This window comes from Clostridium manihotivorum (genome assembly GCF_004015185.1).
GTDB classification, from domain to species: Bacteria; Bacillota; Clostridia; order Clostridiales; family Clostridiaceae; genus Clostridium_AR; species Clostridium_AR manihotivorum.
The window spans coordinates 5,366,292-5,380,347 of sequence record NZ_CP025746.1; the positions used below are offsets into that span (position 1 = coordinate 5,366,292).

Sequence of the window (14,056 nt, forward strand, 5' to 3'; positions counted from 1 at the left end):
AGCTTTAATAATATATTACCAAATTGTATGCAATAAATCATCTTATATTGTAAACTATAGAAATCAGACTGAAGGGTACTTCTTTATCAACATATTCTAGGAATGATCTCTGCTTCAGCCATATCCAAAATTCTAGTTCCTCTTATATTGGTTTGTAATAGCACCCTACCATACTTGTCCTTTACCACTTCTCCAATAACAGCTGCTTCTTTTCCTAAAGGATTATTTCTAATTATATCTAAGACTTTTTCACTATGTTCACTAGCTACTACAACTAAAACTCTTCCTTCATTTGCTATATATAAAGGATCTACCCCCAAGATCTCACAAACTCCACTAACCTCTTCTCTTACTGGTATACAGTTCTGATCTAACAATATTCCTTGTTCCCTATGATTAGTTATCTCATTAAGCACAGTGGCTAGACCACCTCTTGTTATATCCCTCATAAATCTAATTTTTAATTTGCTATTTAATATTTCTTCGATCAAACCATTTAAAGCATTGCAATCACTTTCTATTTCCGTCTCAAAATTCAGATCTTGCCGCTTACAAAGTATAGCAGTGCCATGATCTCCCAGGGTTCCGCTGACGATAATCTTATCACCTACTTCAATATTTGCAATTCCTAAATTCACATCATTCCTTAAACTACCTATTCCAGCAGTATTAATATATATTTTATCTCCTTTACCTTTTTCAACTACCTTTGTATCCCCTGCAATTATCTTTACCCCAGCTTTTTTAGCAGCATTAGCCATAGATATTGCAATCTTCTCTAAATCATTAACATCGAAACCTTCTTCTATTATGAACCCTGCAGTTAGATATAAGGGGATTGCTCCAACTACAGCTAGGTCATTTACTGTTCCACATACTGATAATTTACCTATATCTCCTCCTGGAAAGAATATAGGTTCTATTACATATGAATCTGTGGTAATTGCAATTCTCCCATTTATGTTGTTTATGATACTAGAGTCACCTTGTTGATCCAGTATCTTATTATAAAAATACTTATAAAAAATATTATCTATAAGCTCATGGGTACCTTTCCCCCCACTTCCATGATATAAAGTAATTATATTCATATATATCTCCTCTTTCATATTAGGCTATATTTAATACTATTGTAGAGATTAAGTAGTTATAAAGGAGCTGCCCTATGAGCGAGCTATTAATACAAGCTCATTAGATCAGCTATATAGGGAACTAACTTCAACTATTAATTTATATATGCCAATGATCCCCAGAAGCCGGTATTATCGAACATTTATAAATTAAGTTTTCGTAAAGGATACCTATAAGTACTGCTCACTTAATTTTAATACACTACTTTATCAGAGCCTGAATTCATGATATTTATAATGTATCCCACAGCTTCCTTCCCTTGAAACCATACACACTCCTATAGGAGTGCTTGGAGTACATTGCTTCCCAAAGAAACTACAATCTTCTGGAGTTTTATTTCCTCTTAGTATACTTTCGCAAAGGCAGCCTTTTGATAAATATTTTTCTTCTACTTTTATATTGAACTTCTTTTCTGCATCAAAGCTTTCATACTCATTTCTTATCTTTAATCCACTATTTTCAATGTTACCAAGTCCCCTCCAATTGGCAGAGCAGCTCTTAAAAACAGTTCTAATAATTTCTTTAGCCTTATTGTTCCCATCATATTGCACGAATCTTTTATAAATGTTTTCTAATTTATTTTCTTTCTTAGTTATCATATCAATTAATAAAAAAATTGCTGATACAACATCTTTTTCTTCAAAACCTGCTATTACCGCTGGAATTTTTAATTGCTCTGGTATAAACTTAAAGGATCGTTCACCTATAATGGTACTAACATGTCCTGGACATAAAATTCCATCTAATCTCAAATCCTCGGAGTTTACTAGATGTTTTATAATCCCAGGCATAGTTTTTAATGTGCAAAACACGCTGAAATTCTTTGTTTTTTGAATACTAGCTTTATGTATTGCAAGAGCAGTAACTGGTGCTGTGGTTTCAAAACCTATACCCAAAAATACTATTTCTTTCGAGGGATTGTCTAAAGCTATTTTTAAGGCTTGCAAAGGTGAATATATTACTCTTATGTCATTACCTAAAGCTTTTTGAAGCTTAAGGGAGCTATAAGTTCCAGGCACATTGATCATGTCTCCAAAGGTTGTAATTATCACCTCTGTCCTTTTGCTTAGTTCAATGGCACCATCAATATACCCTTGAGGAGTAACACATACTGGACACCCTGGTCCAGTAACAAGTTTCACATTGCTTGGCAGCACACCTTTAATTCCACTTTTCATAATAGAGCTAGTATGAGTTCCGCAAATTTCCATTATTCTAATGTCTCTATCAATGCTTATAGCTTTCATATCTCCTCTACCTCTTCAGAAAGTGTTTGATCAAATAGAAGTTTGGTTTCTTCTGCTTGCTTTTTATCCAGCTTTTCTATGGCACAACCTGCATGCACAAGCACATAATCTCCCACTGTAACTTCTTCTAATAGAAATATATTAACCTTCATTTTTACCCCTTTGTACGATACCAAGGCTTCTTCTTCATATAGCTCTATAACTTCAAGAGGAACTGCAATACACATAAATCACTCCATCTCCCTTTCATTTGCTATAACTATTTGGCCAACTGAAATCCCACCATCATTGCAAGGAATTTGACTATTCATATAAACCTTAAAACCATCTTTACTCAAGCTCTCATAAACTTCTTCTAGTAATAGCTTATTTTGAAATACTCCTCCGCTAAGTGCTACTTCTTTAATACCATAGTCTTTTGATAATTTTAGGCACATAATCTCTGTAATCTCTGCAATTGTATTATGGAGTTTTCTTGATATTACACCTTTTCTTATATTTCTTTTTACATCATCAATAATTCCCTTAATTATATTATCTGTATTAACCACATAGGCATCGCCTTGTTTCTCTATACAAAAAGCATAACCTTCTACATCTACATCTGCTTCAGCTTTCTTGAAACTACAAGCTAAATTCTCTAAAAAAATAGCCGCCTCGCCTTCAAAGCTTATTTCACCACTAAACCCTAATATATAAGCAACAGCATCAAAAAGCCTTCCCATGCTTGAAGTCTTAGGGCAGTTTATATTTTTTTCAATCATTTCCAAGTAGTTTCTTATACGTAACTTTCTATTAGCAGTTATATATTGCTCTGATAAACTTAAAAGCTGTTCCTCCGCTTCCCCTTTATAAGTTTTATAAAGATATGCTACAGCCATCCTAATTGGCTCCTTGGCAGCTCTATCACCGCCTGGCATAGCAACTGAATTCAAGTATCCAACTCTTTTGAACTCCTTAAAGTCTGATATTAGAAATTCTCCCCCCCATACAGTGCCATCCTCACCATAACCAGAACCATCAAAGGCTATGCCAATAACTTTTCCCTTAACTTGATTTTCAAAAAGCACACTAGCAATATGAGCGTGATGATGATAAACACCTATCATCTTTCCAGGTAGTTTGTCTAAATATTTATAAAAAGGGGTGTTTGGATGTAGGTCATAAGCTATGAGTTTAGGTACCAAGTTATAAATATCAGTTAACTTTTTCATGGTAGACTCATATCTTGCAAAGGTTTCAGTGTTGTCCATATCTCCTATATATTGACTAAAGACAATATGTTCATCCTTATAGAAACAGAAGCTATTCTTTAGATATGCTCCTAGGCTAATACTTTCCTTAAAGCCTGATTTGTTAAAATACGTAGGAGCATATCCTCTTCCCCTTCTTATAACCCTTTCTTTACCTAACACAAATCTTATAACTGAATCATCTACAGAATTATAAATTTCTCTATCATTAATTAAATGGTAATCAGCTACTTTAGATAGCTTTTCAATAGCTTCTTTATTGCTATAAATTATAGGAGTTCCATTGATGTTTCCACTGGTCATTACAAGCGTTTCAATACCTTCTTGAAATAAAAGATAGTGGAGCGGAGTATATGGAAGCATCACTCCTAGTGTATTATTTCCTGGGGCAATAACTTCTGGAAGCTTGTTATGACTTTTATCTAGTATTACTATAGGTCTTACACTACTTTTAAGAACTTCTTCCTCTTCTGAGGATACCTTGCAGTAGTTTTTGATAGTTTCAATATCTTTCATCATTAAAGCAAAAGGTTTTGTTCTTCTATTTTTCCTTTTTCTTAGCCTTAATATAGCTTTTTCATTATTGCCATCACATACTAAGTTAAAACCACCTATACCTTTAACAGATAGAATGTTCCCTTCTTTAATTAACTTTATAGAATTAGTTATGACTTCCTCTTCATATATATGTCCTGTAATAGAGTTTATTAAAGCTAGCTGTGGTCCACATTCAGAGCAACAGTTTGTCTCCGCATTAAATCTTCTATCCTTAACATCTTTGTATTCAGAGGCACAAGAACTACATAGCTCAAATTTGCTCATGGTAGTAACTGCTCTTTCATAAGGGATATCTTCTATCACCGAATATCTTGGCCCACAATCCGTACAGTTTGTAAATCCATAGTTATATCTACGCTTATCTTTATTAAGCAGCTCTTCATAGCATGCATTGCAAGTACCCATATCTGGTGAAATATAGGTAAAGCCATTTTTCTGTGATGTACTTGCCTCTATCTTAAAATCTTCATAATTACATATACTTTTATCTTTTTGTATTATTTCATTTATCTTAGAATTCTTTGGCCCATTATTACTTAAAATATCTATAAACTCATTAATAGCCTCTTTACTGCCTTCAACATCAATTATCAAGCCTTCGTTGGTATTTTTAACATTACCTCTTAAGCTCTTTGCTTTAGCCACACCATAGACAAAGGGCCTAAAACCAACTCCCTGTACTAATCCTCTCACCACAATTAATTTTCTTATCACAATATCACCTTAGTTTTAAAAACTATTTTTAGTACTTATCATCATTCTTTATAAGCTTCATTAAATAAAAAGCAAAGTCTTCAACGCCCTCTCCAGTTCTAGAAGAAACTTCAAAAATCTTAGCATTTTTATTTAATGAACATATATCTTCACGAAATTCCTGTATATCAAAATCAGTAAAGTTAATAAGATCAATTTTATTCAATACAACTATGTCAGAAATCTTAAACATAAAGGGATATTTTAGCGGCTTATCATTTCCTTCTGTGACGCTAAGTACCGTAATTTTTGTATTTTCTCCTAGATCATAAGAAGCCGGACAAACCAAATTTCCTACGTTCTCTATAAACATAAGCTTAGGCATCCTTGTTTCAAGTTCATCCATTCTCATTACCTTTACTGCCTCTTCTATCATAGAGGCATCCAGATGGCAAGCTCCACAGGTGTTTATTTGGACCACATTAATACCTTCTTGCTCTATACGTTCTGCATCCTTGGTTGTATACAAATCTCCTTCTATTACTCCAATAGATGTACTATCTTTAATCAAGCTTAAGGTTTTTTCAAGAAGTGTAGTCTTTCCAGCACCAAGCGAGCCAAAAATATTTATTGCAAATATACCATTTTCAGCAAATCTTCTTCGGTTATTTTCTGCAAACTCATCATTGGATTGAAGAATTCTTTTTTCTATCAATATATTTTTCATAACTCTCTCCCTCAATTATTGGCCTTCTATTCTATCTACCAATAGTTCAAAACCTTCAGTGTGCTCTATTATCAAAGTCGCTTCTTCACATTCTGAGTCTTTACTTATGGCTTTAAAAGCAAATCTAAGGGAGTCTTCAAATATTCCATTGAAGCTCCCGACCTTTATATATATAGCCTCAACCTTTTTCAGCTTATAAGCTTTAACATTATCAGTTACTATTGTATATATTTCAAAAGCTATGGATGCCTCATGCATAACTTTCACCAAGTCTCATACATTGACTTTCAATTATGCTATAAACTTCATTGCATATAGCATTAAACTTCTTCTTAAGCTCTTCTGAAAGTTCCAAGTCAAAACTAACTTTTGCTATTTTGATACCTATTATAGTTCCGTTTACATTCACATCTGCTTTATTAATAAGACTTATTAAGCTAAAATTGTGTATAAGCTCAACATTATCGCAATACCTCTTAGCATCCTGTAAAGACAATAAAGTTATTTGTCCATAATATTCACCTAAGGAAGTACTATCTAAAATAAATACATAATCTCCATCTTCTATATGATCCAAAGCAAAGTCAAAGTCAGTCTCAGCTTTTACACAAGTTAAATCAAAAGAACTCAGCTTCAATCTTTCTTCAATACAATCAACTATCTTAAGAGCCACCCCGTCATCTCCCATAAGAATATTGCCTATGGCAATTAGTTTAAACCTCATACAAGCCTCATGAGCAAATCATCATATTTATCACTGATAATATGAGTAGCACAAGAGACACAGGGATCAAAGGACCTTACTATACGTCCTAGCTCTGAAGGACTTTTTACATCTTCTATATAGGTTCCAATTAAAGCTTTTTCTATAACTCCTTTATTTCCATTAGAATCCTCAGGAGATATGTTCCATCCAGATGGGGTTATTATGTTATAGTTTTTTATCTTTTTGTCTTCAATGGTTATCCAGTGTGCCAAAGCACCCCTCGTGGTATCTCTTAGACCTACTCCTTTAGAAGCCATAGGTATTTCCCAGGAATTTTGTACCGCAGATATGAGTTTTACTTTTCCTAAAAGGTCCTCCATTATATCTGCAACCATCTTAACTTCCATTACTCTAGCTGTAACCCTATCAAGAGTTGATATTCCTTTAGTATATCTTCCATTAATCCAAAGTCTAGCTAGAGGACCAACCTCCATAGGAAGCCCATTATATCTAGCCGCCTTAACCCAGGTGTAAGCATCCTTTTTGGTGATATTGGTCTGCCAGGCTGCATCTTCTTCCTTTAAAATTTCTTTTGAGGCTGAGTAGTAGGAGTGGGCTATATCTTCATTTATTTTTGCTGGATCAAAAGCTTCCTTTTTATTATCAATTATCACTCCAGCTTTACAATATGCCATAACTCCATTAAAATCCTTGTCAAATGCACCATAGCTTAAAAAATTTCCGTATCCTGCTCCATTTTTAAAGTCTTCTGTATAATACTTCGAAATTATACCTATATCTTCAAACATGACACTATTTATGAAATCCTTTATAGCTGCTAAAGCGGCCTTAAGCTCTATTAGTTTTGATACATCAAGATTGACAGTTACTCCTCCTACAAAAATCCCGTGATTATGAGGAGCTTTTCCTCCCAAAAGAGCAAGCATTCTATGAGCTGCCCTACTATATTTAAAAGCCTCAATATAATGATTATTTATTTTTGAATTTACTTCTCTAGGTATCTTATATTTTCTTCCTGGATCCTTAGCTGGACTTACTTCAATCTGAACATAGTCAGGTATGGTAAATTGATAGAAATGTCTTATATGATTTTGTAAAAACTCGCAGCCATGCATTATCTGTCTTATTATATTGCTATTATTATCAGGTTGCACACCTAGTGCATTTTCCACTGCTATAGAAGAAACAAACCCATGAGCTGTGGAGCATATACCACATATTCTTTCTGTGAAATATATTGCATCAAAAGGTGATCTTCCCTTTAGCATTTCTTCGAAGCCTCTAAATAAATGCCCATTTGTCTTAGCATCCACAACTATATTCTTATCTATGGTAACTTCTATTTGCATAAAACCACTTATTCTAGTTATAGGATTGATTACTATTTTTTCACTCATTGCTTCTCTCCAGACTGAAAATTGATAAAGGGTTCCATGCTATCTGGAAATCCACTATTTACACATCCAATACATGGTGTATTATCTTCTACAGGCCAATTTACCCTGTCATTCCATTTTCTTAAAGGACAGTCTGACCTAGTGATAGGCCCTCTACATCCAAGTTGATACATACACTCTTTGTCCCCAAGTTTTTTGGCAAAGATCTTCTTATCAAAAAAGGATCTTCTAGAACAATAAGTATGAATAGTTGCTTCATATAGAAATAAAGGTCTTCCATCAATATCTAACTCCGGCAAACCGTAGAGAATCAAATGTGCAATGGTGCTTATCACCCATTGTGGATGAGCAGGACATCCTGGAATTCTTATGACTTTTACCTTTTGATCTGATAAAAAGTCAGGTACACTCTTACTTTGAGAAGGGTTTGGCTTGGCAGCTGACGGCCCCCCATAAGAAGCGCAAGTCCCTACTGACAGTATATACTTAGCTTTTCCCGCCGCTAAAGATACTGCTTCGGCTCCGGAAATTAGTTTTCCGTTGTATTCAGCTATAATGTTATACAAGCCATTATCTCTTGAAGTTACAGCACCTTCTACCACTAAGATAAACTCTGTATCTAAGGTTTCAAGAAATTTTTCAAAAGCTCTTTGCCCTTCAGCTCCCATTACGCTATTATTATAGGTTATATCTACCATGTTACTAAGAAAATATGGAGCATCGGGATTATTTGCATCCAAAAGAGAAATTATATTTCCTGAGCATCCGCAAGCCTCTAACCAAATAAGCTTAGTCTTTTTTATGGAATTATTCTTTATTCCTTCCATAGCAGTCTGTAAAAGTTCTCTTTGACATCTTTTTTTAGACATTTTCCCTCTTATCCAATTTATTGCTTGATAAATTGTATTCTCGCTATTTTAGTTTTATACTTTTTCTAAAAAGCAATCCCTTAGGTGGTGCCACTTCATGGTGTATTTTATCTAAATCTTTGGCTAAAATATAATTTTCTTCGAAGAAGACAGGCTCTTTTTCATTATACTTCGTGAGTTCTTTAGCATTCATGTGGAATTCCTAAGAAATGAAAAAAAGCAGTTGGATTAATAACCTAGAGCTATTACTTCAACTGCCTTTTGGAAAATAAATTTTCTAGTAATCTACATTAAACCTTTCATATTACTAGGTTGAACTAGCAGAAAATTTATACTGAGTTATGCATTTAGAAAGTCTTTGCAGCTTCTTTTGCTTTGTTTATTGCATCTCCTACAATTGCATCAACATCTTGACCTATAACATCCAGCATCTCAGCTGCTATAGTAGTAAAATCAGTTATTCCAAGGAAGCCTAATATGGTTCTTAGATATCTATCTCCCATTTCAAAAGCTGCAGCAGGCCCTTCAGAATAAGCACCGCCTCTTCCCACTATATGAATAGCTTTCTTTCCCTGTAAGAGTCCCACTGGCCCTTGTTCAGTATACTTAAAGGTTATTCCAGTAACACTAATGTAATCTATGTAAGCTTTTAATATTGCTGGAATGCTTAAGTTCCATAGTGGTGCAGCAATTACGTACTTATCAGCCTCAGCAAACTGATAGGTGTATTTTAAAACTGAATTCTTTCTACTCTCTTCAGTCTTAGGTCCAAAAACCTCTGACAAATCTTCTGCTGATAGGAAGTTAATGTCCTCCTTATATAGATCTAATGTTATTACCTCATCATCTGGATGTAATTTAATATACTCCACAATAAAACTATCGGAAATCTTATAAGTTCTTGATAAACCTTCAGGCTTTGCATTTGCCTTAATATACAACACTTTACTCATGTTACTCAGCTCCTTTTTAATAGTATTCACTGTATTAGGATGTTCCTTTCTGCAATAAATAAACCCACCTTTAAAAATCTTTATACCTTACTTAAATAGGAAAAAATAGGCTATCCCATTAAAGGCAAGCCTATTTCTTTATTATTCATGTGAAGTTGTTGTTTCTGTCTGATTAGTTGTAGTACTATTAGTTTTAGTCTGGTTATTTGTAGTAGTTTGAGTCTGTTGAGTATATTTACGAATTATAAATATTTCAACTCTTCTATTCTTTGCTCTGCCTTCTGCTGTATCATTACTGTATTTAGGTCGGTGTTCTCCATAAGCTTGAATGGAAATCTTATCAGTATTTACTCCTCCGGATCCAACCATAAAATTCATTACATTTATAGCACGCATAGCACTTAAGTCCCAGTTAGACCTAAACTTACTAGTAGTTATTGGTACATTATCGGTATGTCCAACTACCTTTATTTCATTATCTAAACCTTTAATCATATTCGATATCTCCACTAATAGTGGGTTTACAGTCTTAAGCACCTGTGCATCTCCAGAATTAAATAATACTGCATCCTGTATAGAGATTTCCAATCCCTCTTTATTAAGCTCAATTTTTACTTTATCAGAATATCCCTTACTCTGAATTTCTGACTCTAAGTTTTTCTTCACTTCATTCATAGCATCTTCTTCTTTTTCAGTATTAGACTTTTCAGTTGCTGTACCAGCATTTGCTGCTTCTGATTGGACAACTGCCGTTGAGCTTGTCCCACCTTCCGCCATTACTGATGAACCACCAGAAAATATAACACTAAACTCTGCACTAAGTCTTTGAAGCTTTTGTTGATCTACTTTACTCATAGCAAACATAACTATAAAAAGAGCTAATAGGAGCGTAAGCATGTCCGCATATGGAATAAGCCAAGTTTCATCAACATGCTCTTCATGATGTTCTTTTTTCTTCTTCATCATTTATCTCCTTTATTTCTCAGCATTTTGTCCAACTAATTTTTCTCTCTCTTTAGGCTCTAGCATACCTACTAGTCTAGCCTCAATACTCTTAGGATTCTTACCTGCTTGAATAGCTAGTATTCCCTCGAGAATTATCTTCATCATACTTATTTCTTCATGGGATTTTCTTTTAAGTCTAGATGCAAATGGATGGAACACAACGTATCCGAAGAATATACCGTAAAGTGTAGCAACGAAGGCTCCCGCTATCATGTGTCCTAGCTTTTCAGTATCATTAAGATTACCAAGAGCTCCTATAAGACCAACAACGGCTCCAAGAACTCCAAGTGTAGGAGCTGAACCACCTGCTGTAGTAAATACAGATGCCCCTAATCTATGTCTTTCTTCAGTACCATCAATTTCTATTTCCAATGCTTCTACTATATCATCCGGTTCAACACCGTCTACAACCATTTCTAGGCCTTTTTTCATAAACTTATTTTCCATTGACTGCACAGTACTTTCAAGTGCTAACAAACCATTCTTACGAGTAGTTTGAGCCATTTCTACAATCTGCTTTATAACTTCTGCAGGGTCGTCCTTTCCTTCACCTTTAAAAAGAATTCCAAACAATCTAGGAATATTTAAAAATTCTTTCTTAGGAAAGGAATTCATTACTGCTGCTGCCGTACCTACAAGTATAATGATTGCTGCTGCTGGATTTAATAGTACTGCTACGTTTGCTCCTTTTACTATCATACCTACAACAATGGCAAGAAGCCCCGTAATAACACCTATTATTAGAAAAATATCCAAAATTTTATCCCCCTTGTTACATTATATTCGACAATTATTTAGTATTTTTGCACTATTCATAAAGTTATCATATCATAGTAAATATTAATTTTAAACTAGATTTTATCAAATAATTCGGTGGAATTTTTTTGCGCATCTGCCTTTTTTGAACGTATGTGAGGAATTTTGTAGTCGACATAATTTTTCTTTTTCTTCTTTCTTAAAAATATTCATCTAAGACATCTCCCCATACTTACCCACAGCTTTATCTAAAATATAATTTACCAAATAACAAATAACTTTACATTCTATATTTCTTAGTCTTCCTATGTCGAAATTTAACTTATACATATTTAAAAAATAGCTATATCCTATTAACTAGGCTTTTTACATACCTGTGTTTTCTCAGCAGTAAAAAGATCATAGCTCAGCTAATATCACTTTTTATTCTTTAACTTAATATATAAGGGCTGCTCCCATATAAAATAAGGATGTATATGAGCTAACAAAAATTAAGCATACTAAAGAATGAAAAGTTATAGTTCGTATTTAAACATATATAAATCAATAATTCTAAAAATGTACCATTTCATATAAAATCTATTTTCAATATTCCTCTTGGTTCTTAGAGGCATAGGTGAAAATACAATTTTAAAAGCCTGTTAAATTATCCTGTTGAAACAGATCAAAAGCATAATCTAATTTAATATTGAAATGGTATGCACTTGCCAAAGGAATACTGTGCTTCTAGTTAAATATATCGGATAATTACTAAAAAACTTAAATTGAAAAGAATACCTAATTTATAATAAAATACTCTGTTAAAGTACCGTGTTTAAATTAAGTGTTCAGTCATCCGATGCTTTAATGACCACTTAATCTAAACAATATTATTAAAGATATTCATAATAAAAACCCCACTAAAGTAACTGCTTCAGTGAGGTTTTAAATTCAATATTCTTTTATATTTATTTTATAAAATCTTCTCTGTAAGGAGTAAATATGTCTAGCAATACGCCCTTCTTAAGACATCTGCAGCCATGTATTACATTGGGATGCTTATAGAGAGTATCTCCTTTTTTTACAATGTTCTTTACCCCACCTATTTCGAATTCAAACTCTCCTTCAAGAACATAGGAAAGTTGTGTATGTGGGTGATTGTGAAGCAATCCAACTGCCCCCTCTTCAAAGTGCACTTCCACAGCCATAAGCTGCTCACCATATGCTAATATTTTTCTCTTTACTCCTTCACCTGCAGGTTCAAAACTGCAACCCTCTGAATAAACGAAAGCTTTGTCCATTTTCTTTATCCTCCATATTACTTTTCTACGAATGTACCACTTTAAACTTAAATTTATATTTCCAAATTTTTCTCTAAGAACACAGAAGAGATCTGAAAATGGATTTCTGATTTAAGTTAGTGGCACATATTTATATCTAGTAAAATTATATCACACTACCAAGCATGGCCACACTTAGCAGTGAATAATAATTAATATAGCCTTTTTTTACTGTTTACCCTAAATAGCTACTACAAAGCCTTGGTAATGCTAGGTTCAGCTAAGAAAAAATTTCACAATTTCCTAGGCAGTAAAAAACAGACACCCAGTAAATTAGGATGCCTGCTTTATCATTAGGACTATTTTCTTAAAACCATCCAACTCATCACGTTATGAATTGCAAATCCGCCGAAGCTAGGATTTCCACTACAGCTTGTGTAAACTTTGCTCAATTCTTGATTCATATAAGTTTGGCCTTCTTCATAAAAGCTTATAGTATCGCCTTCACTTGATTTCTGAGTTTCTACTCCTACTGTAACAGTAGATCCATATAACTTACCAAAGCTTAACTCTTTTGAAACTGCACTTGTTATTGCAGTAGCAGTATCTCTGTAAGCCATAATAACTACACTCTTTACATTCTTTATAATCCACTCAGCTAAGTTACCAGTACCATATTTATTGCTATAAGTCACTCCGTCAAACCAAAATGCCATGTCTATACCTAAACTAATCCCCAAAATACTACAATTATTAATAGCACTTAATAATAGACTTTGGTAGTTAGCTAAAACACCATTCATATTTTGACTATACTGTGAATTTAAATATGGTTCGATATCTAAGTGTACACCATTAAACTTTTCACCTACAAGAGCTGAATTTTGATACTTGGTTACCCAATCAAAAAGCGCCTGTTGCTTATAAGCCATTCCGTCAGAAGCCCAATCTGGAGCTCCATCTAGAGCTTGTACACTAATATTCTTTAATGAAGCTTTTCTTATAAAAGCCTTATAATAATCAAAATTTAAGCTATAGCTTACTTGAAGATATATGTTCTTTACGTTGTTTGAAGCTGCAAAATTCAAGATATTATCTGCATTTGTTACTATCTGCTGAGTATCCCACAACCAGGTTGAATTTTGAGCGTTCACAACTGGACTTGTTGTTACCTTACCACTATTTTTATTTGCTGCTATTGCCTCTGTTGGGACAATTAAAGCTACTGATACGAATAATGATAAGAAAAACTTTGACAATGACATATAAATTCCTCCCTATGAAAGCCGGGATGGTCCAAAAAGGAGTCCTGGCAACCTGGCAACCATGCGATAATAATCGTTTAGGCCCATAGCTTTGCGTCTTTGCCTTTCGACAAATTTGCCTTTTTCAAGTATTTTATTCCGCTGTTAATATCAGCGGTATTTCTATTATCGTACAAATATATCAATTACGTAAGCCTCTTTCATTATAAAAAAGCA

15 protein-coding genes and 1 riboswitch are annotated in these 14,056 nt (G+C 33.8%); all 15 genes read right to left on the reverse strand.

The genetic code is table 11. From position 1 onward, the window contains the following. Positions 1-86 precede the first annotated feature (86 nt). Positions 87-1,091, reverse strand: a complete 1,005-nt coding sequence (hypE, locus tag C1I91_RS23980) for a hydrogenase expression/formation protein HypE (RefSeq protein WP_128215171.1) — start codon at positions 1,089-1,091, stop codon at positions 87-89. A gap of 249 nt (positions 1,092-1,340) precedes the next feature. Next, positions 1,341-2,378 carry a hydrogenase formation protein HypD gene (gene hypD, locus C1I91_RS23985; protein ID WP_128215172.1) on the reverse strand — a complete coding sequence of 346 codons (1,038 nt, stop codon included), beginning with the start codon at positions 2,376-2,378 and terminating at the stop codon, positions 1,341-1,343. Next, the gene (locus tag C1I91_RS23990) at positions 2,375-2,605 is read right to left on the reverse strand and encodes a HypC/HybG/HupF family hydrogenase formation chaperone (protein ID WP_128215173.1); all 231 of its coding nucleotides are present in this window, start codon (positions 2,603-2,605) and stop codon (positions 2,375-2,377) included. Before C1I91_RS23990 ends, hypD begins: the two co-directional genes overlap by 4 nt. A gap of 3 nt (positions 2,606-2,608) precedes the next feature. Next, the gene (gene hypF / locus C1I91_RS23995) at positions 2,609-4,903 is read right to left on the reverse strand and encodes a carbamoyltransferase HypF (protein WP_164880641.1); all 2,295 of its coding nucleotides are present in this window, start codon (positions 4,901-4,903) and stop codon (positions 2,609-2,611) included. Between the two features lie 28 nt (positions 4,904-4,931). Next, positions 4,932-5,609, reverse strand: coding sequence for a hydrogenase nickel incorporation protein HypB (hypB, locus tag C1I91_RS24000; RefSeq protein WP_128215175.1), 678 nt, complete (start codon positions 5,607-5,609; stop codon positions 4,932-4,934). A gap of 15 nt (positions 5,610-5,624) precedes the next feature. After that, positions 5,625-5,876 carry a hydrogenase maturation nickel metallochaperone HypA/HybF gene (locus C1I91_RS24005; protein ID WP_238476059.1) on the reverse strand — a complete coding sequence of 84 codons (252 nt, stop codon included), beginning with the start codon at positions 5,874-5,876 and terminating at the stop codon, positions 5,625-5,627. Further along, entirely contained in the window at positions 5,860-6,333 is a 474-nt protein-coding gene (locus C1I91_RS24010; protein ID WP_128215176.1) for a hydrogenase maturation protease, read from the reverse strand. Before C1I91_RS24010 ends, C1I91_RS24005 begins: the two co-directional genes overlap by 17 nt. Next, positions 6,330-7,733: a nickel-dependent hydrogenase large subunit gene (locus C1I91_RS24015; protein WP_128215177.1), complete on the reverse strand. Its 1,404-nt coding sequence runs from the start codon at positions 7,731-7,733 to the stop codon at positions 6,330-6,332. Before C1I91_RS24015 ends, C1I91_RS24010 begins: the two co-directional genes overlap by 4 nt. Continuing rightward, positions 7,730-8,602, reverse strand: a complete 873-nt coding sequence (locus C1I91_RS24020) for a hydrogenase small subunit (protein ID WP_128215178.1) — start codon at positions 8,600-8,602, stop codon at positions 7,730-7,732. Before C1I91_RS24020 ends, C1I91_RS24015 begins: the two co-directional genes overlap by 4 nt. Positions 8,603-8,645: 43 nt before the next feature. Further along, positions 8,646-8,795: a hypothetical protein gene (locus C1I91_RS28410; RefSeq protein ID WP_164880642.1), complete on the reverse strand. Its 150-nt coding sequence runs from the start codon at positions 8,793-8,795 to the stop codon at positions 8,646-8,648. Positions 8,796-8,949: 154 nt separating this feature from the next. Continuing rightward, the gene (locus C1I91_RS24025; protein ID WP_128215179.1) at positions 8,950-9,555 is read right to left on the reverse strand and encodes an FMN-dependent NADH-azoreductase; all 606 of its coding nucleotides are present in this window, start codon (positions 9,553-9,555) and stop codon (positions 8,950-8,952) included. Positions 9,556-9,696: 141 nt separating this feature from the next. After that, positions 9,697-10,518, reverse strand: coding sequence for a flagellar motor protein MotB (locus C1I91_RS24030; RefSeq protein WP_128215180.1), 822 nt, complete (start codon positions 10,516-10,518; stop codon positions 9,697-9,699). Positions 10,519-10,530: 12 nt separating this feature from the next. After that, positions 10,531-11,316 carry a flagellar motor stator protein MotA gene (motA, locus tag C1I91_RS24035; RefSeq protein ID WP_128215181.1) on the reverse strand — a complete coding sequence of 262 codons (786 nt, stop codon included), beginning with the start codon at positions 11,314-11,316 and terminating at the stop codon, positions 10,531-10,533. Positions 11,317-12,263: 947 nt separating this feature from the next. Then, on the reverse strand, positions 12,264-12,596 hold the full coding sequence (locus C1I91_RS24040; protein WP_128215182.1) for a cupin domain-containing protein: 333 nt from the start codon (positions 12,594-12,596) through the stop codon (positions 12,264-12,266). Positions 12,597-12,934: 338 nt separating this feature from the next. Further along, the gene (locus C1I91_RS24045) at positions 12,935-13,840 is read right to left on the reverse strand and encodes an amidase (protein ID WP_128215183.1); all 906 of its coding nucleotides are present in this window, start codon (positions 13,838-13,840) and stop codon (positions 12,935-12,937) included. Positions 13,841-13,883: 43 nt separating this feature from the next. After that, positions 13,884-13,970: riboswitch (cyclic di-GMP riboswitch) on the reverse strand. Positions 13,971-14,056: the final 86 nt, after the last annotated feature.

Excerpts from the sequence above, each read along its gene's own strand:
- hypE (WP_128215171.1), bottom strand. The coding sequence starts at position 1,091 with ATGAATATAATTACTTTATATCATGGAAGTGGGGGGAAAGGTACCCAT.
- hypD (WP_128215172.1), bottom strand. The coding sequence starts at position 2,378 with ATGAAAGCTATAAGCATTGATAGAGACATTAGAATAATGGAAATTTGC.
- C1I91_RS23990 (WP_128215173.1), bottom strand. The coding sequence starts at position 2,605 with ATGTGTATTGCAGTTCCTCTTGAAGTTATAGAGCTATATGAAGAAGAA.
- hypB (WP_128215175.1), bottom strand. The coding sequence starts at position 5,609 with ATGAAAAATATATTGATAGAAAAAAGAATTCTTCAATCCAATGATGAG.
- C1I91_RS24010 (WP_128215176.1), bottom strand. The coding sequence starts at position 6,333 with ATGAGGTTTAAACTAATTGCCATAGGCAATATTCTTATGGGAGATGAC.
- C1I91_RS24015 (WP_128215177.1), bottom strand. The coding sequence starts at position 7,733 with ATGAGTGAAAAAATAGTAATCAATCCTATAACTAGAATAAGTGGTTTT.
- C1I91_RS24020 (WP_128215178.1), bottom strand. The coding sequence starts at position 8,602 with ATGTCTAAAAAAAGATGTCAAAGAGAACTTTTACAGACTGCTATGGAA.
- C1I91_RS28410 (WP_164880642.1), bottom strand. The coding sequence starts at position 8,795 with ATGAATGCTAAAGAACTCACGAAGTATAATGAAAAAGAGCCTGTCTTC.
- C1I91_RS24025 (WP_128215179.1), bottom strand. The coding sequence starts at position 9,555 with ATGAGTAAAGTGTTGTATATTAAGGCAAATGCAAAGCCTGAAGGTTTA.
- C1I91_RS24030 (WP_128215180.1), bottom strand. The coding sequence starts at position 10,518 with ATGAAGAAGAAAAAAGAACATCATGAAGAGCATGTTGATGAAACTTGG.
- C1I91_RS24040 (WP_128215182.1), bottom strand. The coding sequence starts at position 12,596 with ATGGACAAAGCTTTCGTTTATTCAGAGGGTTGCAGTTTTGAACCTGCA.
- C1I91_RS24045 (WP_128215183.1), bottom strand. The coding sequence starts at position 13,840 with ATGTCATTGTCAAAGTTTTTCTTATCATTATTCGTATCAGTAGCTTTA.